A 21233-nucleotide genomic window follows, 5' to 3' on the forward strand; every position below is an offset into this window, starting at 1 on the left:
GGTGGAGCCGGCCGAGACCGAGATCTCCGCCTCGCCCCGGTGGGCGGCGTCGCACTGCGGCGGGTCGTACTGGGTCCGGGCCGGGTTGTCGGCCGTGATCACGTTGTTCTCGATCACCGCACCCGGCGAGGCGCCGTCGATCAGCACGCTCTCCTGGCAGGAGAAGGCGATGGTGTTGTGGGTGACGGCGAGTCCGGGGCTGTCCTTCACCGTCACCGCCGGGCCGGTGGTGCGGTTGAAGTCGTTGGTGGTCACCAGGTTGTCGTGGGTCCCCGGGCCGAGCGCCACACCGATACCGGCGAAGAACAGGTTGCGGCTGACGGTGACGTGGTCACTGGCACCCGAGATCCGGACGTCGGCGGTGCCGCGCGACTCGTCGAACCGGTTCTGGTCGACGGTGATCCGGGACGAGTCCGTGATGACGACCGCGTCCTGCTTGCCGGCGTTGTGGAAGCCCCGGATCACCACGTCGTGGACACCGGACAGCACGAAGCTGCTGGTCGTCCCGTCGTTGGAGGCCAGCGAGGGCTGCTCGCTCCAGTCGTACGCCATGGGCGCGCCCAGGAACGTGATCGGCTGTTCCGGGGTGCCGGAGCGGGTCAGCCGGACTTCGTCGTTGAGGTACGGGTTGCTGCTGGCGAGGACCTTGACGGTCTGGCCCGGCTGCACGGCCTTGGCCGCGGCCGAGACCTTGCAGTAGGGCTGGGCGAAGGTGCCGGTGCCGGAGTCGGAACAGTGCGAGTCGTCCTCGTTGTTCACGAACAGGACGGTGGCGGCCGGGGCCGCGAGGGCTGGTGCCGGGAACCCGAGGACGGCGATGACCGCCGCCGCTGTGAGGCCGACAGATGGACGCAGACGCAAGGTGGGAATCCCCTTGGGAGAACCGGTGAAGATCAGCGGGTCAGCATCTCATCGCACCGGCGTCGTCGTCGAGTTGGATTCCCTCGGTGGCCCGGCGCTCCGGTGACCCGTCCGGTCACCGGCTCAATCGGTCACCGGCTCAATCGGTCACCGGGGTCAGGGGGTCACCGGGGTCAGGGGGTCACGGCGAAGTTGGCCAGGATCCGGGCGGCCAGCTCCTCGTCACCCTCGGCCTTGACCGGGCCCGGCCGGCCACGGCCGCAGGCCAGCCGGACGTAGGTCTCCCAGCCGAGGGTGAACTGCACGTCGGGCGCGAGGCTGATGCTGTCGTCGACGGTGCCGTGGCCGGTGCCGTCCACCCGTACGGTCCGCAGGAACTCGACCGGGCCGGTCACGTCGAAGCCGACCGTGCTGCCGGCCGGTGCGCCGGCCAGCTTGGCGACGACCTTGGGGAGCCCGGCGACCAGGTGGTCACGGGCGATCAGGGCGGCGGCGGAGTCCAGGTTCCCGGGCTCGCCGAGGGCCCGCCGCAGGTCCTGCTCGTGCACCCAGACGTCGAAGACCCGCAGCCGCAGCAGCTCGTGGTACGGGATGTCGCGGGTGAAGGGGCCGGCCGGCCAGCGGACCAGGTCGGTGGGCTCGTGGCGGGCCGTGCGCAGGGCGCGCGAGCGGCGGATGATCGTGTACTCCAGCTCGCCGGTCATCTCGGGCGAGGTGTGGCAGCGGCGCTTGTCGACCGGGAGTTCCATGTACCGGGTGAACTCGTCGGTGACGTGCCGCAGATCGCTCGGCAGCGAGTGGATCGGGCGCGGGTCGCCGAGGAGTTCGGACTCGAAGGCGATGACGTGCGAGACGACGTCGCGGACGGACCAGCCGGGGCATTCGGTCGCCCGGTTCCAGGCATCGGCGGGCAGCGGAGCCACCAGCTCCGATATCGACTCGATGGACTGCGTCCACGCATCGGTGTATGCCTGCACGGTCTGGTTGTCCGTCACGGGAATCTCCGGCCTCCGTCAGCTGCCCAACACACGTGCCCAGGAATGGCGGAAGACGGGAACGGCGGCTTCCGGGCGCACGCGCTAACCGCACGTTACGCTGCCTGGAGAGAGCAGGGCAGCGCTTTCGGGTGACGATCGTAGGACTCTTGCCGTGGACGGTGGTACTGTGCGCGCTTCATTGATCCAACTCTCGGTCTCCGACACCGAGCCCGCCGACGAGCGACGGGCCCGGGCGGCCGCCCTGGTGCGGGCCCAGGAGGGTGCCGACCTGGTCGTCCTGCCGGAGCTCTGGCCGCTCGGCGGCTTCGCGTACGACGCCTGGCCGACGGGCGCCGAGCCGCTCGACGGGCCGACCTCCGACGTGATGGCGGCCGCCGCCAGGGCCGCCGGGGTGTGGCTGCACGCGGGTTCGATCGTGGAGCGGGACCCGGACGGGCCGATCTACAACACCTCGCTGGTCTTCGCCCCGGACGGCGAGCTGGTGCACACCTACCGCAAGATCCACCGCTTCGGCTTCGACAGCGGCGAGGCGGTGGTGATGGGTGCGGGGCAGGAGATCGTCACCGCCGGCACCGACTTCGGCGTACTGGGCCTGGCCACCTGCTACGACCTGCGTTTCCCCGAGCTGTTCCGGGCGCTGCTGGACGCCGGGGCCGAACTGCTGGTGGTGCCCGCCGCCTGGCCGGCGCGCCGGCGGGAGCACTGGACCCTGCTGAGCCGGGCCCGGGCGGTCGAGGAGCAGGCCTTCGTGCTGGCCTGCAACACCGCCGGGACGCACGGCGGGGTCGAGCAGGCGGGCCACAGCATCGTGGTGGACCCCTGGGGCCGGGTGCTGGCCGAGGCGGGCGACGGCGAGGAGGTCCTCACGGTCGAGTTCGACCCGGCCGAGGTGGCCAAGGCCCGGGCCGACTTCCCGGTGCTGCGCGACCGGCTGCTGGGGATCCCGGCGCCGGTGCAGCGCTGACCCCGGACGGGCACCCGGGCGTCCGGCCCCCGGCCCGGCACCCGGGCGTCCGGCCCCCGGACGGGCACCCGGGCGTCCGGCACCTAGGCGCGTAGGGCACCCCGGCCCGGCGGCCGCGGGCGGTCCGGCCGCCCGTGGCCCCGGGCGGCGTCCGGTTTTCCGGTGTTGATCCCCTGTGCACCGCATGGGCAAGTTTGAGAAGATGAGCGGCCGTCGTTCCAGTCCCGCCGGGGAGGAGGTCGCACGCATGCCGGACCCAGGCACGGAGGAGAGCCGCTCCGCCATCCACCGCAACAGCCTGCGCGAGCAGATCGCCGGCGCGCTGCGTGAGGAGATGATGGCCGGCCGGCTGGCCGCGGGCCGCAACTTCACCGTCCGGGAGATCGCCGAGCTCTACGGGGTCTCGGCGACGCCGGCCCGTGAGGCGCTGGTGGACCTCGCCGCGCAGGGCCTGCTCCGGACCGAGCACCACCGCGGCTTCACCGTTCCGGAGTTCGGCTGGGACGACTTCGTGGAGATCTTCGAGACCCGCACCCTGCTCACCGACAGCGCCTTCCGGCGGCTGGCGGGCCGGGCCACCCTGCCGGACGCCGCCCGGCTGCCCCAGCTGCGCCGCCGGGCGGACGCGGCCGCCCGGGCCGCCCGGGCCGGCCAGCTGGACGTGATGGTGGGCTGCGACCGCCGGTTCTGGCAGGAGGCGGGCGCCCTGCTGGGCAACCGCCGGATCGCCGACTACCTGGACTGGCTCCGGGTGCAGTCCTGGATGTTCGCGGCGCCGTACCTGCGGGCGACGCCCGACCTGGCCGGGCGGTGCTGGGACGGGCACCACGCGTTCGTCGACGCGGTCGAGGAGGCGGACGTGGCCGCCGCCCGCCGGGTGGTGGGTGAGTACAACCTGATCACCGTCCGCCTGATGGCGGAGCTGACCGGGCACGACCCGGAGAGCCTCGTGGTGCTCCCGCTGCTGGTGGAGGCGGTCGCCCCGCAGCAGCCGGGCGCGGCACCGGCGGCCCGGCCCGCGACCCGCTCCGGCGGCCGGCCCGGCGAGGCCGCCGGCCGTCCGGGGGCCCGCAGCGGTGACCAGGCCGCGCCGCGGCAGGCCGGGCCGTCCGCCGGCGCACGGCCGGCGGTGCCGGGCACCGGCCGGCTGTTCGATCTCTCCCGGGACGTCGGGCTCGGCCTGGTGCCGCAGCCCCGCTCGATCCCCTTCAGCCGGTTCGGGCCCGCCCTGCCCCCCTCCGAGCCGGACTCGCGGCGCACGCCGGGCCGGTAGGGTGGCGGTCGCTGAACCGACCGCACCCGTCCGCCGCCCGCCACCGTGCGGGCGTCACCGCCCGAGAGGAAGGCCGGCTCATGGCCTGCGACCTCTGGCTCGTCCCGCTGGTGGACGTCCTGAGCCACAGCCCCGAGAACCCCTTCCGGGACGACCTCGTGGTCTACAACGCCGCCCTGGCCGCCCACGGGCTGCCCGAGGTGCCGGTCTACCAGTACGTGCCCGGGCTCAGCGGGGCGGTGGAGCCGATAGCCGCCTTCGACTACGACTCGCTGCACTTCCTGCGGCGGGCCTACCTGCTGGGGCTGACCGGCTTCGAGATCACCCCGGTGGACGCGCTCGGCGGCGACTACGAGCAGTTGCTGGAGATGTTCGAGAGCACCGCGGAGCAGTCCCACCTGGTCTGGCACTTCGACCACGCCGGGGCGTACGTGCCGATCGAGTTCGCCACCCCGCTGGTGGACGACGCCCTGCTCGCCTCGGGCGGCCCGCTGGGCTCCACCCAGGGGCTGCTGCGCGAGCTGCAGGCGGTCGCGCCGGTGCTCGGCATCGACCCGATGGCCCCGCCCGCGCCGACCAGGCCGCTCGGCCCGACCGGGCTGGAGCAGCCCTTCGGGCCGCCGCTGGACGACGTGCACCCGTACGCGCGGGAGCGGCACGCCTGGGCCGGCCTGTACGCGGCCGCGACCCGCAGCCTCACCCAGGGATCGATGATCGTTTTCGCCTGAGCGGGCCGTCCGCGCCGCTCCGCCGGGGCTGCCGGGGCTGCCGGGGCTGGGCGCTGCGGGCCCGGAGCACCGCGCTCCGGGCCCCGCGGTCAGCGGAGCGGGCCCTCCGGCGGCCGCTGGCGCGGCATGGTGGGCCGGGTGCCCGGCGTGGGCAGGATCCGGACCTGCGCGCCGCTGCCCGGCTCCGACCGCCCGCCCCAGGCTCCCGGGGTCTGGGTGGGCAGCTGGGTCATCGTGGCGCGGAACTCCAGCATCCACTCCGAGGTCTCGCTGCGGACCATGTCCGAGACGTCCTCGCAGAACCGGCGCAGCACCCCGAGGCAGCGTTCGGCCGCCTCGCCCGCGGTGCCCTCGGTGGGGCCGAGCACCTCGCGCACGCACTCCGAGGCCCAGTCGAACTGGAAGGCCTCCAGGCGTCGTTGCAGGGCCTGCGCGGTGCTGACGTCCCGCATCCAGCCGGACGTCAGGCCGAAGACGCGGTCGGCGCCGAGGCAGGCCCCGGCGAGCGCCAGGCCGACGTACCCCCAGTTCGACGCGTGGTCGAGCACGCCGGTGAGGTCCACCAGCGGCGCGGTCGCGCCGGCCACCGTGAAGGTGGCGGTGCCCAGCCGCAGCAGGCGTGCCCAGCGGCGCTTGGCGAGGCGGTCGCGGCGGTACCAGTCGATCGCCTCGACGGCCCGCTCCTCCGACCAGCGGTAGAGCTCCTCCAGCCGCTCGGCGGGCTCGCCCCAGTCACCCAGGGGGAACTGGCGGGCGCTCAGGTCGGTCCGGCGGCGGGTGGACGCCCGGCCCGGGGCGGCGGGGGCCGTCGCGGGCGGGTCCTCCTCGCCGACGTCCTTGCCCCAGGCACTCTCCTCGGGCTGCATTTCCGGCTGGCTCACCTGTGGGGCTCCCTGTGGCGGGCTGACTGCTGGGTCGACTGGGTCCGGGCCACGAACGGCCGGACCGCCGGTGGTCCGCACGGCCCGGGTGCCGGGGCGCGGGCTTCGGAGGCCGGGGGCGGAATCGCCCGGAAGAGGTGACTTCCTGACGGTTCATCCCCCTGACGGTTCGTGAAATCCTGCTGGTGCGGTGGACGGGCGAGGCCGCCGGGCGGTGCGGGCCGCCCGTAGGTTCGCGTACCGGCACATCGCCGGTGGTTGTCCAACAGCACTTCTTACCGCCAAATGGCTGACCGTGGGGTCGCTTCGCCAATGATCGTTACCGGAAATGACCTCAGGATCCCGAGGTGGGAGGGTTGCGGGGGCCGGCGAGATTTCACCCTTCCGAGCGAGCCGCCGGTGACCCGCTGTCCTGACCCGGGCACCCGCTGCTGCCGCGGGCGGGCCGCCGCGGGCCCGGGTTCGGAGTTTCCTCCAGGTGGGCGGCGCCGGATCCGCCCCCGCCTCGGACGTCCGCATGAGACCGGAGAGCGGCCCGATCGCGTCACCGACTACCCTTGCCAACCGTGAAGGTCCTCGTCATCGGCGGCGGCGCCCGCGAACACGCCCTGTGCCGCTCTCTGTCCCAAGATCCCGCCGTCACCGAGCTGCACTGCGCCCCGGGTAACGCCGGGATCGCGCAGGTGGCGACGGTCCACCCGGTCGACCAGCTGGACGGTGCGGCCGTGGCCGCGCTCGCCCGGCTGCTCACCGCCGACCTGGTCGTGGTCGGCCCGGAGGCCCCGCTGGTCGCGGGCGTCGCCGACGCCGTGCGCGCGATCGGCATCCCGGTCTTCGGCCCCTCCGGCCAGGCCGCCCAGCTGGAGGGCTCCAAGGCCTTCGCCAAGGACGTGATGGCGGGCGCCAACGTGCCCACCGCCCGTTCCTACCTGTGCACCACCGTGGAGGAGGCCGCCGAGGCGCTGGACGCCTTCGGTGCCCCGTACGTGGTGAAGGACGACGGCCTGGCCGCCGGCAAGGGCGTGGTGGTCACCTCCGACCGCGCCGAGGCGCTGGCGCACGCCGCCTCCTGCATGGGGGCGCCGTCCGGCCGTCAGGGCGGGGGGAGGGTGGTGATCGAGGAGTACCTGGACGGCCCGGAGGTCTCGCTCTTCGCGATCACCGACGGCGTCACCGTGCTGCCGCTCCAGCCCGCCCAGGACTTCAAGCGCGCGCTGGACGGCGACGAGGGCCCGAACACCGGCGGCATGGGCGCGTACTCGCCGCTGCCGTGGGCGCCCGAGGGCCTGGTCGAGGAGGTCCTGGAGACCGTCCTGCAGCCGACCGTGGACGAGCTGCGGCGCCGGGGCACCCCGTTCTCCGGCCTGCTCTACGCGGGCCTCGCGCTCACCTCGCGCGGCACCCGGGTGATCGAGTTCAACGCGCGCTTCGGCGACCCGGAGACCCAGGTCGTGCTGGCCCGGCTGCGGACCCCGCTGGCCGGTGTCCTGCACGCCTCCGCCACCGGCACGCTGGAGCTGCTGGAGCCGCTGCGCTGGGACGACGGCGCCGCCGTCACCGTGGTGATCGCCTCCGAGGGCTACCCGGCCGACCCGCGCACCGGCGACCCGATCGAGGGCCTGGCCGAGGCCGAGGCCGCCGACGGCACCGCCTACGTGCTGCACGCCGGCACCCGTCTGGACGGGACCGGCCAGGTGCTCAGCGCCGGCGGCCGGGTGCTGTCGGTCACGGCGACCGGCGCGGACCTCGCCGAGGCGCGCGGCCGGGCCTACGACGCGCTCGCGTCGATCCGCCTGAAGGGCGGCCAGCACCGCACCGACATCGCCGCGAAGGCGGCCGGCTAGGTCCTGCCTGCTCCGTCGGACAGCTCCACCGTCGGACAGCTCCACCGTCCTGCAGCTCCACCGGCCGGCCGGGCCGCCGGGCACCGGCCGGCCGCCGCACGAGCGGGCTCCCCGAGGGCGCTGCGTCCGGTCCCCGCCCCGATCCGGGGCGGCGACCCTCATGGACGCAGCGCCCTCGGGCCTTCCCGGCCGGGCGGCGGGCGCCAGCTGCCACACCGGTCGGCCGCCGGATTCCACCAGTTCGAGTGACAGCATCCTCGTCCGGCTGACGTGGTCCGGCCATCGGCCTTATGGTGCGCTGGATCGCAGTGCCACGGGCCGCGCCGCGATGATCGTCGCCAGGTGGCGGGGCCCGTACGGGGGGATGCTGGGGGGTGCGTGGCCCGGTGTGCCGGTCCGGTCCGGGCCCGCCGCGCATCGACGCCGGACGTCGGCGTCCGGAATGCGTGCGGCGTCACTGGGACGAGTGGAAACCGGGGCGATCCGGAACACCGGCCAGGACGCGGGCGTCAAAACTGTCAGGAGCGCCACGCAGGATGCACAACCGGGCTCGGATACCGCCGTTCCCGGTCGGAACTGATCGTTTCGAGTCGGCCCGGTCGTCCTGACAAGGCGCCCGGGGACTCCGAAGGGGGTGCCGCACCGTATGGCCGCTGTCGAGACCGCACGCGCCCGCGCCCAAGCGGTGCTGCGGGTCCGTGGCCGGGCCGTGGCCGCCGCCGTACTGCCGGCGGCCGTCGCGGTGGTGCTGCTCGCCGGGCGGGTCACCGGCCGGCTGGGTGCTCCGGGGTCGCCCGACGCGGCGGCCTGGGACGCCGTCCGCTGGGCGGTGTGCGCGGTCGCCGCGGCCACCCTGCTGGTGGCCGGCCTGGTGGCCCGGGCCCGCCGCACCGCCGCCGTGCCGCAGACCCCGGCCGTCCCGCTCTCCCGGGCGGACGCCCCCGAGCTCTACCGCCTGATAGGCGAGCTGGCCGACCGCCTGGAGGTCCCGGCGCCGTCGGCCATCGCGCTCACCCCCGACTGCGACAGCTGGCTGGAGGACGTGCCGGTCCCGCGGACGGGCCGCCGTTCCGGGCGCGGGCGGGCGGACACCCGGCCGCCCGCGCCGGTCCTGGTGATCGGCTCGCCGTTCCTGTGGTGGATGCGGGCCGGCGAGCTGCGCGCCCTGCTGGCCCCGGTGGTGGCCGGTACCGCGGCCGCGGCCGACCCCGACATCGCCGCCGCCCGCCGGTTCGTCCGCGGCCTCGACGCGAGCCTGGACTCCGGCGCCGGGTCCGCCCTCGACCACGGGTCCGCCCTCGATCCGGCCGCCGGCCGGCCCGCCCGCCGGGGCACCCGGCTGCTGACCGACCGGATCACCCGGCGGCTGCTCGGCGCCTGCCGTGAGCACTCCGCCGAACTGGAGCGGGCCGTCGCCGGCTGGGCCTCCGAGCAGGCCAAGGCCGTCGACTACGGACTGCGGATCGCCGCCCAGGAGCAGGTCGGGCTGGCGTACGCGGGCTGGGACCGGCTGCTGACCCGGGTGGCGCTGCCCGCCTGGAAGCTCGGCCGGCACCCCTGTCACCTGAACGCCGGCGTGGTCGCCGCACTCACCGAACTCTCCCGGCGCGACCGGCTCGCCGCCGACGGCTACGGCACCCGGCTGGGCGACCGGCCCGCCTGCGACCTGCTGGAGGAGCCGGGCACCGTCGACACGGCCGTCTCGCTGCTCGCCGCCGAACTCTTCTTCGGGGCGCCCGAGAGGCCCTCCGCCACCGGTCCGGCGACGGCCTCGGCCGCGACCGGGCCCGCGACCCCGGCCGGCCCCGCCGCCGAGCGGTCCGTCGCCGACCGGTCGGCGGCCGCGGCCGCCGAGGGCTGGAAGGAACTGGACTGGGCCGACTACCCCACCGAGGTCGTCGACCTCGGCTGGCGGGCCCGGGCCGCCGCCCTGCAGGCCGCGCTGGACCGGCTGGCCCCGCAGGCCCGGCCGGGCGCCCCGACCCTCACCCGTCTGCTGTCCCGGCTCGCCGAGGGCGACGGCGAGCCGCTGGCCGCCGCCCTGGCCAGCCAGCTGGCCCGGACGGGCCGCCCGCCCTCGCTGCTGGAGCCCGCCCGCAGCGGGCGGGACCTGCTGGTCGAGCACGTCACCGCGATGGTCTGCTGCGCGGCCGTCGACACCGCGGGCGGCACCCCGGGCCTGGACTGGCTGGACGGCCCCGTCCTGCTGATCGGCGGGGTGCGCCGCACCGACCTGGCCGAGCCGGTGGCGCAGGCCGTCGAGCAGGGCCAGGACGGCCCGCTGCGGGCCTGGCTGGACGCGGCCGGGGTACGACTGGAGAAGCCCGTACGACTCTGAGCCCGGCACCGGGACCGGCCGCCGGCCCGGCAGCGGCACCAGCCCCTGGACCGGCACCCGACGGCCCCCCGACCGGCCCCGGCCGGGCTGCGGGGCGGCGCACGGTGCCGGGGTGCGCGCCCCCGGGATCCGCTGTTCCCGCAGGACAGCGGCCCGGTGCGGGGAGCGGAACGGATTGACCGCCACTAGTTGCTACGGTGAGGCTACGCAGCGCCAGCAGTGTGTGGTGTATTAGACCGCACGCACATCCGGGTGGCACGTGCCCGCCCGGGGGAGGTGCACCTGGGAGGGGCGCGTGGGGACCGAACTCAACCGTCGCTGGGAGTCGGGAACGCACGCCCACGGCGTCTCCGACCCCTTCGGACAGGGCCCGCTGCCGTGGCTGCGCAGCCCCGACCAGTACGTCGCCGGCACCGGGGAGGCCGTGCCCTGGTACGTCTCGCTGGACGCGCCGGGCCAGCAGCCGCTCACCGGAGCCAGACCCAGACCCCCGGTCGGCACCCCGGCCAACTCCGACGACGTGGACCAGCAGATCAAGGGCTTCGCCTCGGCCGGCGTGGTCCGCCCCGGCGGGTCGGTGGACTTCCGGGTCACCGTCCGCCCGCCGCGCGAGTTCACCGTCGACGTCTACCGGATCGGCCACTACGGCGGCGACGGCGCCCACCACATGACGTCCAGCCCGCTGATCGCCGGTCTCGCGCAGCCCGCGCCGCTGGTGGCCGGCCGCACCGTCTCCTGCCACCACTGGTGGCAGTCCTGGCGGCTGCAGGTGCCCGCCCACTGGCGGCCCGGCGCCTACGTGGCCGTGCTGACCACCAGCGACAACCTGCACCGCAACCACATCCCGTTCACCGTGCGGGACCACGACGACCCGGCGCACACCCCCGACCTGCTGCTGGTGCTCCCCGACGTGACCTGGCAGGCCTACAACCTCTTCCCCGAGGACGGCCGCCACGGGGCCAGCCTCTACCACGCCTGGGACGACCGGGGCGGGCTGCTCGGCGAGCGGGAGGCGGCCGTCACGGTCTCCTTCGACCGCCCGCACGCCGGCGCCGGGCTGCCGCTGCACGTCGGTCACGCCTACGACTTCATCCGCTGGGCCGAGCGGTACGGCTACGACCTCGCCTACGCCACCGCCGGCGACCTGCACGCCGGCCTGGTCGAGCCGGCCCGGCACCGGGCGCTGATTTTCCCCGGCCACGACGAGTACTGGTCCGAGCCGATGCGGCGGGCCGTCGAGCGGGCCCGGGACGACGGCACCTCGCTGGTCTTCCTCTCCGCCAACACCATGTACTGGCGGGTGGAGCTGTCCGCCGCGGCGTCCGGCGAGCCCAACCGGCTGCTGAACTGCCGCAAGCGGCAGAAGGTGCCGGCCGGCAGCCCGGCCGCCGGGGTGGCCGGCAGCCAGAGCGCGCTCTGGCGGGACGCGGCCGAGCCGGAGCAGCACCTGCTGGGCATCCAGTACGCGAGCCGGGTCGCCGCGCCGGTGCCGCTGGTGGCGCGCAACACCGAGCACTGGCTCTGGGACGGCACCGGACTGCGCGAGGGCGAAGGCCTGCCCGGCCTGGTGGCCGGCGAGGCGGACCGTTACTTCCCCAAGGTAGCGCTCCCCGAGCACACCGAGCGGGTGCTGCTGGCGCACTCCCCGTACCAGGACTCGGCCGGGCGGACCCGCTACCAGGAGACCTCGCTCTACCGGGCGCCGAGCGGCGCGTACGTCTTCGCGGCGGGCACCTTCGCCTGGTCGCCGGCGCTGGACCGCCCCGGGCACACCGACGAGCGGGTCCAGCGGGCCACCGCCAACCTGTTGGATCGTCTGTGCAAGGACGGCTGAACGGCCCGCGCCCTTGGGTGAACGGACAAGGGGCCTCGTGAAAGACTCGGCCCCACCGACCCCCCCTGTTCGTGCCCGCGGACACGCGAACCACCCTGAGGACTGAGACGACCTTGAGCGGATTTGTCACCAAGCCCGAGCCTGTCCAGGTACCCGGCCTGATCCACCTGCACACCGGCAAGGTGCGCGACCTGTACCGCGCCGAGTCCGGCGAGCTGGTGATGGTCGCCAGCGACCGGACCTCGGCCTACGACTGGGTGCTGCCGAACGCCATCACCGACAAGGGCCGGATCCTCACCCAGCTCTCGCTGTGGTGGTTCGAGCGGATCGCCGACATCGTCCCCAACCACGTGATCTCCACCGAGGTCCCGGCGGGCGCCCCGGCCGACTGGGCCGGCCGCACGCTGGTCTGCCGTCCGCTGGAGATGGCCCCGGTCGAGTGCGTGGCCCGCGGCTACCTGACCGGCTCCGGCCTGCTGGAGTACCGCAACGACGGCACGGTCTGCGGCATCGCGCTGCCCGAGGGCCTGGAGGACGGCTCCGAGCTGCCCGCGCCGATCTACACCCCCGCGCTCAAGGCCGAGGTCGGCGAGCACGACGAGAACGTCAGCTACGAGGAGACCGCCCGCCGGATCGGCCCCGAGCTGGCCGCCGAGCTGCGCCAGGTCACGCTGGCCGTCTACGCCCGGGCCCGGGACATCGCGCGCGACCGCGGGATCATCCTGGCGGACACCAAGTTCGAGTTCGGCCTGGCCGACGGCCGGCTGGTGATCGGCGACGAGGTGCTCACCCCCGACTCCTCCCGCTTCTGGCCGGCCGACCAGTGGCAGCCGGGCCGGGCCCAGCCGTCCTTCGACAAGCAGATCATCCGGGACTGGCTGACCTCCCCGGCGTCCGGCTGGGACCGCAACAGCGAGCAGCCGCCGCCGGAGCTGCCGGCCGAGGTCGTCGAGCGGGTCCGGGCCAAGTACGTCGAGGCGTACGAGCGGCTGACCGGCACCGACTGGCCCACCGACTGGGTGTAGTCCCGCCCGGGAGCAGCCCGCCCGCGGGCCGGCCGGTCAGATCCAGCCGTGCTCGCGGGCGATCCGCACCGCCGCGTGCCGGTTCTCGGCGCCGAGCTTGGCGGCGGCCGAGGAGAGGTAGTTGCGGACGGTGCCCTGGGAGAGCGCCGCCCGCTCGGCGATCCCGGCGATCGAGGTGCCGTCGGCGGCCAGCTCCAGGACGTCGGTCTCCCGCGGGGTCAGCGGGGTCTCGCCGGCCGCGATCGCGTCCGCCGCCAGCTCCGGGTCGACGTACCGGCCGCCGGCCCGCACGGTGCGGATGATGCCGGCCAGGTCGGCCGCCGAGACGGTCTTCGGCAGGAAGCCCCGGACCCCGACCTCCAGGGCGCGCTTCAGGTAGCCGGGGCGGCCGTGGCCGGTGACGATCATCGTGCGGCAGTCCGGCAGCAGCCGGCGCAGCTCGGTGGCCACCTCGATGCCGTCCAGGCCCGGCATCTGGAGGTCCAGCACCGCGACGTCCGGCCGGTGCGCCTTCGCCATCGCCAGCGCCTCCGGGCCGGAGGCCGCCTCGGCGACCACCGTCAGGTCGTCCTCCAGCGCGAGCAGGGCGGCCAGCGCGCCCCGGATCAGGTGCTCGTCGTCGGCGAGCAGGACGCGGACCGGGGTCGGCGCGGTCGGCTCCGTCGGGGTGTTCATCGGGCGGTCTTCTCCAGTGCGGTGGGTTCGGGGGCGCCGGCCGCCGGGCCGGCGCCCAGCGGGACGCTCGCGCGCAGCAGGAAGCTGCCGGGCGCCGCGGGCGGCAGGTCGAGGGTGCCGTCGTGGGCGGCGAGGCGTTCGCGCAGGCCGCGCAGCCCGGTGCCGCCGGGCGGCCGCCCGCCCGGCGGCACCGGAGGGCCGGCCGGCACGCCGTCGTTCGCCAGCTCCAGCACCGCCCGGCCGTCGGCCACCCGCAGCCGGACCGAGCAGTGCCGGGCCTCGCTGTGGCGAAGCACGTTGGTGGTCGCCTCCCGCAGCACCCAGCCGAGCACCGACTGGACGGGCCCGGCCAGCGCGGCCGCGTCCTCGCCGAGGTCGATCCCGCACTCCACGCCGGCGGCCCGCAGCACCGCGCGGGCGCCGATCACCTCGGCGTTCAGGTCGGCGGTCCGGTATCCGCGGACGAGGTCACGGACCTCGCGGTGGGACTCCTGCGCGATCCGCTGGACCTCGGTCATCTGGTCGGCGGCCTCGGGTCGCCCGCGCCGGGCGAGCTGGACGGCCAGCTCGCTCTTCAGCGCGATGGTGGTGAGGTTACGGCCCATCACGTCGTGCAGGTCCCGGGAGAACCGCAGCCGCTCCTCGGCCACCGCCAGCCGGGACTGCGCCTCGCGGGCCGCGTCCAGCTCCCACACCACGCCGAGCAGCCAGGCGAAGCTGCGGCAGCTGGCGCCGAGCAGCGGCAGGATCACTCCGAGGCCCACCAGCAGCCCGCAGGTGGTGGCGGGGTCGGTGCCGGCCATCAGCAGCGGGGGCGCGAGCAGGGCCAGCCCCAGCGGCCCCTGCAGCGCGACGGTCCGGACGGGGCGGGCGACGCTCAGCGGTCCGAACCAGAGCACCGCCAGGCCGCCCGCCAGCGTGACGGCCAGGCTGGCGCCGTCCTCCCGGGGGCTGATGTCCGAGCCGATCAGCACGGTGATCCAGAGCGCCGCCAGCGCTCCTGCGGCGGTCGACCGGAGCCGGCGGTCGACCGCGCTCGGACGGCCGAGGTAGTGGTCGAGGGCGGCGCCGTAGGCCCTGATCGACAGCCAGCTGACGCCGCAGGACAGGGCCAGCACGGCGGCCCCGCCGGCCGGTCCCGGCCCGTGCTGCGGGGCTGTCCCGACCAGCGTGAGCAGCACCACCGGGGGCTGGGAGAACGCCATCAGGTAGAGCGACCAGCGCAGGTACAGCTCGCTGCGCTGCGGTTTGCCGTAGCCCCGCCAGCGCCGGACCGGTGCCGTGACGTCCATCTCCGCCGCTCCCCCTGAAGTCATGATCTTGCTGCCTGTCTTCCTACCAGTGGCGGGGCGCGGTGACCATCGACGGGGCGGCCGGCCGGTCAGCGCCGGGGCTCCCAGCGGAACACCCGCAGGGTGGTCCAGACGGCGACGGCTGTCCAGAGGGTGCCGACGGCCAGGTGCGGGGCGGCCTCGGCCCAGGTGCCGGCGAAGCCGGTGGCGGGGGCGGAGCCGTCGGTGCCGAACCAGCCGAGCCGGATCAGTTCGAAGGCCGGAGTGGCGGGCAGCAGCCGGCAGAGGTCGGCCACCCGGTCGGACATCGCTTCGAGCGGGACGAGCAGGCCGGAGCCGAACTGGGTCACCAGCATCAGCGGCAGGGTGGTGATCCCCGCGCTCTCGACGGTCTTGGTGAAGCTGCTGGAGAGGGCCGCGAGGGCGATCAGCAGGACCAGGGCGAGGGCCAGGCCGGCCACGATCAGCAGCGGGTTGGCCGGGCCGGGCAGGTGCATCATGACGGCGCCGCCGACGGCCACCAGCGCGCACATCAGCAGGCCGAGGGCGACCGCCGGGACGGCGGTGCCGGCCAGGATCTCCAGGTCGCCGGCCTCGCCGGTGCGCAGTCGCTTGAGCACCAGTTCGTTGCGGCGGGCAACGTAGGCGCTGGTCAGGTTGTAGTAGACGACGAACATCAGCACGAAGCCGACCACGCCGTTCACCAGGGCGGCGTCCAGGTCGAGCCCGGCCAGCTTCTCGGCCTGCTGGTCCAGGACGCCGCGCAGGGCGCCGATCATCAGCAGCGGCAGGGCGACCGCGATGAACAGGGCGCTGCGGTTGCGCAGCAGCAGCGTGGCCTCGGCCCGGCCGAGGGCCAGGATCCGGCCCGCCGGGGTGGTGGTGGGCGCGGCGGTGGCCGGCCGGACGGGGGCGGCGGGAGCGGCGGTCGTCATCGGGCACTTCCGATCAGCTTGCGGAGCGGGTTGCGGCGGGCGGGCACGGCCGGGGGCTCGGGGCTCTGCTCCTCGGCGCCGGCGGCGATGGCCAGGAAGGCCTCCTCCAGCGAGGCGCTGCGGGCGTCGAGCCCGCCGAGGGCGAGCCGGTGGCGGGCGGCCCAGCCGAGCAGCTCGGTGAGGGTGTCCTGCAGTCGCGGGGTCTGCACGGTGATCCGCCGGCCTTCGGCGCGGACCTCGGCGCCGGCCAGCGGGGGCAGTGTCAGGTCGGCGAACTCCAGCTCCCGCTCGGGGAGTTCGAAGGAGATCCGGGAGGGGCGGCCGGCGATCACCTCGGCCACCGTGCCGGTGGTGACGATCCGGCCGCGGTGCATGATCGCCAGCCGGTCGGCCAGCTCCTCGGCCTCCTCCAGGTAGTGGGTGGTGAGCAGCACGGTGGTGCCCTGGGCCCGCAGGTCGCGGACCAGGCGCCAGGTCGCGGCACGCGCCTCCGGGTCGAGGCCGGTGCTCGGCTCGTCCAGGAAGAGCACCTCCGGGCGGCCGAGCAGGGCCACCGCGAGGTCGAGCCGGCGCCGCTCGCCGCCGGAGAGCTGCTTGACCCGGACGCCGCGCCGGCCGGTCAGCCCGACCAGCGCCAACGCCTCGTCCAGCGTCCGGCCGCCGTCGCCGGGCCGCGCGCCGCTGGTGATCCCGGCCCAGGCACGGCCCGTCTCGGCGACGGTGAGGTCACCGGGGAACCCGCCCTCCTGGAGCATGATGCCGATCCGGGGTCGCAGTGCCCCGCGCTCGCGGTACGGGTCGTGGCCGAGCACCCGCACCTGCCCGCCGGTGGGGGCGGCCAGGCCCTCGATCAGTTCCATGGTGGAGGTCTTGCCGGCCCCGTTGGTGCCGAGCAGGGCGAACAGCTCGCCCCGGCGGACGGTGAGGTCGACGCCGCGGACGGCGTCGAAGCCGGCCGGGTCGGCCGGACCGTAGCGGCGGTGCAGGCCGGCGACCTCGATCACGTGGTCCGCGGGCGGCTGGGGGTGGCTCGTTTCCATGGCTCCAGCCTTCCGCCACCGGCGCGGCGCGGGCAGTGCGCGCTGTCATCGGTCACGGACGCGGATTCACGGGTCGGCGGTGACAAATGTCATGGGCCGGGAGCGCCGGCGGTATGCGACCGGGGAGCGCCGGCGGTTTGTGATCTGTGTCACCGAACGACGAAGGCCCCCTCGTGAGAGGGGGCCTTCGATTCATGGAGCGGACGACGAGATTCGAACTCGCGACCCTCACCTTGGCAAGGTGATGCTCTACCAACTGAGCCACGTCCGCATGCTGAGCTATTGAGTTGTCCGTCCCGGGCATACTACCCGGTCGTGCTGTTCGTGCTTACTGCGAGCGGACGACGAGATTCGAACTCGCGACCCTCACCTTGGCAAGGTGATGCTCTACCAACTGAGCCACGTCCGCACGGTGCTTTGCAGGGCACCGGCCGCCTCGACCGGACTCCGGTTGCGGCGACGAGGAATACTTTACCCCATCGATCGGGGTGGTCGCCCCACCCTTCCGGACGGGCGGGGCGACCAGCTGCTCCGGGAGGTCAGTTGGCCTCGGCGAAGGACTCGTAGACGTGCTTGGGGATGCGGCCGCGGGCCGGCAGTTCCATGCCGCGGGACTGCGCCCAGGCGCGCACGGCGGCCGGGTCGGGGGTGAGGGCGGTGCGGCGGAAGGACTTTCCGGTGCGGCTCTGGCGGCGGCCGGCGGCGACGAACGGCGCGAGGGCCTCCCGCAGCTTTTCCGCGTTGTCCAGGGACAGGTCGATCTCGTACGACTTCCCGTCGACGCCGAAGTGGACGGTTTCCGCTGCCGCGCCGCCGTCCAGGTCGTCGGAGAGCGTGACAACTACACGCTGAGCCATGGGTGTCAATCCTCTCGGGCATTTCGGCCGCAGGGCGCAGGGTGCGCTCCTGAGGCCCGATGTGCACCAGTCGCGCAAGCGCATACGGGCAGGCGGGATGCCATGCCGGATACGCAGCACTTGCCGCAGCAGGTGGCCCTATTCTGCACCCGAAGCGGGGTGAAATCGAAGAGTCCTGCTTTCTTTTCCGGATATTCACGTGATTCACCGAGGACCGGATACCGGCGCCGCGTGATGGCCGATCTGTCCGGAGTGCCGGTATTCGGGTGTTCTTGAGAAGGGTCCCGAATCCCCCGAAAAGGGGCACCGGCGGGAGTGTCCGTGGAGGTGATGCCCTTGTGGCGTAAGGGGCTGTGGTCTACGCGCGTCGCGACGTCCGGGCCGCAATCGGACCTCAAACCCCCGGTAGTCTGGAGTTCCCCCGCCTTCACGAGAACACCACCGGGAGTGCCAGTGGCACGCGTCGTAGTCGACGTCATGCTCAAGCCGGAGATCCTCGACCCCCAGGGACAGGCGGTGCAGCGTGCACTGCCCCGCCTTGGTTTCGCCGGGATCGCCGACGTCCGCCAGGGCAAGCGTTTCGAGCTGGAGCTGGAGGGCCCGGTCGATGACGCCGCGCTCGCCCGCATCCGCGAAGCCGCCGAAACCTTTCTCGCCAACACCGTGATCGAGGACTTCACCGTTCGAGTGGAGGAGTCCTCGTGACCACCCGCGTCGGCGTCGTCACTTTCCCGGGCTCGCTCGACGACCGCGACGCGCAGCGCGCGGTCCGCCTGGCCGGCGCCGAGCCGGTCGCGCTCTGGCACCGTGACAAGGATCTCCACCAGGTCGACGCGGTCGTCCTGCCGGGCGGGTTCAGCTACGGCGACTATCTGCGCTGCGGTGCGATCTCCCGCTTCTCCCCGGTGATGGACACCATCATCGAGCAGGCGAAGCTGGGAATGCCCGTCCTCGGTATCTGCAACGGGTTCCAGGTGCTCTGCGAATCGCACCTGCTGCCCGGCGCGCTCACCCGCAACGACTCGCTGCACTTCATCTGCCGCGACCAGAAGCTGCGGATCGAGAACGCGAACACTGCGTGGACGCGTGATTACTCGGCCGGCCAGGAAATCGTGGTGCCGCTGAAGAACGGCGAGGGCCGCTTCGTCGCCGACCAGCACGTCCTGGACGAGCTGGAGGCCGAGGGCCGGGTCGTCGCCCGCTACCTCGACCTGAACCCCAACGGTTCGTACCGCGACATCGCCGGCATCACCAACGCCGCCGGCAACGTCGTCGGCCTGATGCCGCACCCCGAGCACGCCGTGGAGCCGCTCACCGGCCCGACCACCGAGGGCCTGGGCTTCTTCACCTCCGTACTGAAGCAGCTGGTGAACGCCTGATGAGCCTCGACACCGTCAAGAACGCCGAGCAGACCCCGGACGCGGCCCAGCCCTGGGCCGAACTCGGCCTCAAGGAGGACGAGTACGCCCGGATCCGCGAGATCCTGGGCCGCCGCCCCACCGGGGCCGAGCTCGCGATGTACTCGGTCATGTGGTCGGAGCACTGCTCCTACAAGAGCTCCAAGGTGCACCTGAAGCAGTTCGGCGAGAAGGCGCCCGCCTCGGACGCCATGCTCGTCGGCATCGGCGAGAACGCCGGTGTGGTCGACGTCGGCCAGGGCTACGCGGTCACCTTCAAGGTCGAGTCGCACAACCACCCGTCGTACATCGAGCCCTACCAGGGCGCGGCCACCGGCATCGGCGGCATCGTCCGCGACATCCTGGCGATGGGCGCCCGCCCGGTCGCCGTGATGGACCCGCTGCGGTTCGGCGCGGCCGACCACCCGGACACCCGGCGCGTGCTGCCCGGGATCGTCGCGGGCATCGGCGGCTACGGCAACTGCCTGGGCCTGCCGAACATCGGCGGCGAGGTCGTCTTCGACTCCTGTTACCAGGGCAACCCGCTGGTCAACGCGCTCTGCGTGGGCGTGATGAAGCACGAGGACATCCACCTCGCGCAGGCCTCCGGCGCCGGCAACAAGGTCATCCTGTACGGCGCCCGCACCGGCGGCGACGGCATCGGCGGCGTCTCCGTGCTCGCCTCGGAGACCTTCGACGCCACCGGCCCGGCCAAGCGCCCGGCCGTCCAGGTCGGCGACCCGTTCCAGGAGAAGCTCCTCATCGAGTGCACCCTGGAGATCTTCGCCGAGAAGCTGGTGCTCGGCATCCAGGACCTCGGCGGCGCCGGCCTCTCCTGCGCCACCTCCGAGCTGGCCTCGGCCGGCTCCGGCGGCATGCGGGTCGAGCTCGACACCGTCCCGCTGCGCGACTCCTCGCTCTCCCCCGAGGAGATCCTGATGAGCGAGTCGCAGGAGCGCATGTGCGCGATCGTCGAGCCCGGCAAGGTCGACCGCTTCCTGGAGATCTGCGAGAAGTGGGACGTCATCGCCACCGTGATCGGTGAGGTGACCGAGGGCGAGCGCCTGGAGATCTTCTGGCACGGCGAGCAGGTCGTCGACGTGCCGCCGCGCACCGTCGCCCACGACGGCCCGGTCTACAACCGCCCGTACGCCCGGCCGAGCTGGCAGGACGCGCTGCAGGCCGACGCCCCGACCGCCGAGCGGCTGCTGCGCCCGGCCACCGGCGAGGCGCTCAAGGAGGCCCTGCTGCAGGTGGCGGGTTCGCCGAACCAGGCCTCCAAGGCGTGGATCACGGACCAGTACGACCGGTACGTGATCGGCAACACCGTGCTGGCCACCCCCGAGGACTCCGGCATGGTCCGGATCGACGAGGAGACCAACCTCGGCGTCTCGGTCGCCACCGACGGCAACGGCCGCTACGCCAAGCTGGACCCGTACGCCGGTGCCCAGCTGGCCCTGGCCGAGGCGTACCGCAACGTCGCGGCCGGCGGTGCCAAGCCGCTCGCCGTCTCCGACTGCCTCAACTTCGGCTCCCCCGAGGACCCGGACGTGATGTGGCAGTTCGCCGAGGCGACCCGCGGCCTCGCCGACGCCTGCCTGGTGCTCGGCACCCCGGTCACCGGCGGCAACGTCTCGCTGTACAACCAGACCGGCGACGTCGCCATCCACCCGACCCCCGTGGTCGCGGTGCTCGGCGTCATCGACGACGTCACCCGGCGCACCCCGATCGGCTTCGCCGAGGAGGGCCAGCACCTCTACCTGCTCGGCGACACCGCCGACGAGCTGGGCGGTTCGGCCTGGTCCCAGGTCGTCCACGGCCACCTCGGCGGCCTGCCGCCCAAGGTGGACCTGGAGCGCGAGCGGCTGCTCGGCGAGATCCTGATCGCCGCCTCCCGCGACGGCATGATCGACGCCGCGCACGACCTCTCCGACGGCGGCCTGGCCCAGGCCCTGGTGGAGAGCTGCCTCAAGGGCGGCAACGGCGCCCGGATCGTGGTGCCGGCCGAGCTGGACCCGTTCGTGTTCCTGTTCTCCGAGTCCGCCGGCCGCGCCGTCGTCTCGGTGCCGCGCAGCGAGGAACTCCGGTTCAACGACATGTGCGGTGCGCGTGGCCTGCCGGCCACCCGGATCGGCGTGGTGGACGGCGACGTCCTGGAGGTCCAGGGCCAGTTCACCGTCTCGCTGGCCGAGCTGAAGGACGCCCACACCGGCGTCATCGAGGCTCTGCTCGCCTGATCCGGTCAGGGCTGCGACCAGCAGCGATCCGAGGGGCGGTCCGCGCGCAGGCGC

The 21233-nt window shown here is 74.0% G+C and carries 18 protein-coding genes and 2 tRNA genes; 10 read left to right on the plus strand and 10 right to left on the minus strand.

The features are described from left to right. A partial coding sequence (locus IE329_RS12545) for a right-handed parallel beta-helix repeat-containing protein (RefSeq protein WP_190210926.1) occupies positions 1-861 on the minus strand: 861 nt, incomplete at its 3' end. Positions 862-1034: 173 nt separating this feature from the next. Further along, a complete protein-coding gene (locus IE329_RS12550) occupies positions 1035-1856 on the minus strand; it encodes a maleylpyruvate isomerase family mycothiol-dependent enzyme (RefSeq protein ID WP_190210927.1) in 822 nt (273 codons plus the stop codon). Positions 1857-2025: 169 nt separating this feature from the next. Between IE329_RS12550 and IE329_RS12555 the strand changes: the two genes are divergently transcribed. The 3 genes from IE329_RS12555 to IE329_RS12565 all read left to right on the plus strand — a co-directional run bounded on the left by IE329_RS12555 (position 2026) and on the right by IE329_RS12565 (position 4824). Beyond that, on the plus strand, positions 2026-2823 hold the full coding sequence (locus tag IE329_RS12555) for a carbon-nitrogen family hydrolase (RefSeq protein WP_190210928.1): 798 nt from the start codon (positions 2026-2028) through the stop codon (positions 2821-2823). A gap of 247 nt (positions 2824-3070) precedes the next feature. Then, positions 3071-4096 (plus strand): GntR family transcriptional regulator, encoded by a 1026-nt coding sequence (locus IE329_RS12560; protein ID WP_190210929.1) that lies wholly within the window; start codon positions 3071-3073, stop codon positions 4094-4096. A gap of 80 nt (positions 4097-4176) precedes the next feature. Further along, the gene (locus tag IE329_RS12565) at positions 4177-4824 is read left to right on the plus strand and encodes a hypothetical protein (RefSeq protein WP_190210930.1); all 648 of its coding nucleotides are present in this window, start codon (positions 4177-4179) and stop codon (positions 4822-4824) included. Between the two features lie 89 nt (positions 4825-4913). Here IE329_RS12565 and IE329_RS12570 read toward each other — a convergent pair whose 3' ends face one another. Beyond that, on the minus strand, positions 4914-5705 hold the full coding sequence (locus tag IE329_RS12570; protein WP_229927384.1) for an SLATT domain-containing protein: 792 nt from the start codon (positions 5703-5705) through the stop codon (positions 4914-4916). 566 nt (positions 5706-6271) lie between these two features. Here IE329_RS12570 and purD point away from each other — a divergent pair. The 4 genes from purD to IE329_RS12590 all read left to right on the plus strand — a co-directional run bounded on the left by purD (position 6272) and on the right by IE329_RS12590 (position 12746). Next, a complete protein-coding gene (gene purD, locus IE329_RS12575) occupies positions 6272-7549 on the plus strand; it encodes a phosphoribosylamine--glycine ligase (protein ID WP_190210931.1) in 1278 nt (425 codons plus the stop codon). 646 nt (positions 7550-8195) lie between these two features. Continuing rightward, positions 8196-9887 carry a hypothetical protein gene (locus IE329_RS12580; RefSeq protein ID WP_190210932.1) on the plus strand — a complete coding sequence of 564 codons (1692 nt, stop codon included), beginning with the start codon at positions 8196-8198 and terminating at the stop codon, positions 9885-9887. A 295-nt stretch (positions 9888-10182) separates the two neighbouring features. Next, positions 10183-11721 carry a N,N-dimethylformamidase beta subunit family domain-containing protein gene (locus tag IE329_RS12585; protein ID WP_190210933.1) on the plus strand — a complete coding sequence of 513 codons (1539 nt, stop codon included), beginning with the start codon at positions 10183-10185 and terminating at the stop codon, positions 11719-11721. Between the two features lie 113 nt (positions 11722-11834). Then, positions 11835-12746: a phosphoribosylaminoimidazolesuccinocarboxamide synthase gene (locus IE329_RS12590; protein ID WP_190210934.1), complete on the plus strand. Its 912-nt coding sequence runs from the start codon at positions 11835-11837 to the stop codon at positions 12744-12746. A 36-nt stretch (positions 12747-12782) separates the two neighbouring features. On the opposite strand, the gene IE329_RS12595 is transcribed toward IE329_RS12590, so the two are convergent. From IE329_RS12595 to IE329_RS12625, 7 genes are all read right to left on the minus strand, one after another. After that, positions 12783-13421, minus strand: coding sequence for a response regulator transcription factor (locus IE329_RS12595; protein ID WP_073929156.1), 639 nt, complete (start codon positions 13419-13421; stop codon positions 12783-12785). Beyond that, positions 13418-14713 carry a sensor histidine kinase gene (locus tag IE329_RS12600; protein ID WP_190210935.1) on the minus strand — a complete coding sequence of 432 codons (1296 nt, stop codon included), beginning with the start codon at positions 14711-14713 and terminating at the stop codon, positions 13418-13420. The genes IE329_RS12595 and IE329_RS12600 overlap by 4 nt, the downstream gene beginning before the upstream one ends. An 89-nt stretch (positions 14714-14802) precedes the next feature. Then, positions 14803-15648 (minus strand): ABC transporter permease, encoded by an 846-nt coding sequence (locus tag IE329_RS12605; protein WP_190210936.1) that lies wholly within the window; start codon positions 15646-15648, stop codon positions 14803-14805. Then, positions 15645-16688, minus strand: a complete 1044-nt coding sequence (locus IE329_RS12610) for an ABC transporter ATP-binding protein (RefSeq protein WP_190210937.1) — start codon at positions 16686-16688, stop codon at positions 15645-15647. The genes IE329_RS12605 and IE329_RS12610 overlap by 4 nt, the downstream gene beginning before the upstream one ends. Positions 16689-16883: 195 nt before the next feature. After that, positions 16884-16959 (minus strand) — tRNA-Gly (locus IE329_RS12615). Between the two features lie 65 nt (positions 16960-17024). Further along, positions 17025-17097, minus strand: a tRNA-Gly gene (locus IE329_RS12620). A gap of 130 nt (positions 17098-17227) precedes the next feature. Next, positions 17228-17545, minus strand: coding sequence for a histone-like nucleoid-structuring protein Lsr2 (locus IE329_RS12625; protein WP_073929152.1), 318 nt, complete (start codon positions 17543-17545; stop codon positions 17228-17230). A 453-nt stretch (positions 17546-17998) separates the two neighbouring features. Between IE329_RS12625 and purS the strand changes: the two genes are divergently transcribed. The 3 genes from purS to purL are packed head-to-tail and all read left to right on the plus strand — an operon-like array spanning position 17999 to position 21179. After that, positions 17999-18250: a phosphoribosylformylglycinamidine synthase subunit PurS gene (gene purS / locus IE329_RS12630; protein ID WP_073929151.1), complete on the plus strand. Its 252-nt coding sequence runs from the start codon at positions 17999-18001 to the stop codon at positions 18248-18250. Next, positions 18247-18924: a phosphoribosylformylglycinamidine synthase subunit PurQ gene (gene purQ, locus IE329_RS12635; RefSeq protein ID WP_190210938.1), complete on the plus strand. Its 678-nt coding sequence runs from the start codon at positions 18247-18249 to the stop codon at positions 18922-18924. Before purS ends, purQ begins: the two co-directional genes overlap by 4 nt. Beyond that, positions 18924-21179 (plus strand): phosphoribosylformylglycinamidine synthase subunit PurL, encoded by a 2256-nt coding sequence (gene purL, locus IE329_RS12640; RefSeq protein ID WP_190210939.1) that lies wholly within the window; start codon positions 18924-18926, stop codon positions 21177-21179. Before purQ ends, purL begins: the two co-directional genes overlap by 1 nt. Positions 21180-21233: the final 54 nt, after the last annotated feature.

Origin of the sequence: Kitasatospora indigofera (assembly GCF_014655955.1) — a bacterium.
In the GTDB taxonomy this organism is placed as follows: Bacteria; Actinomycetota; Actinomycetes; order Streptomycetales; family Streptomycetaceae; genus Kitasatospora; species Kitasatospora indigofera.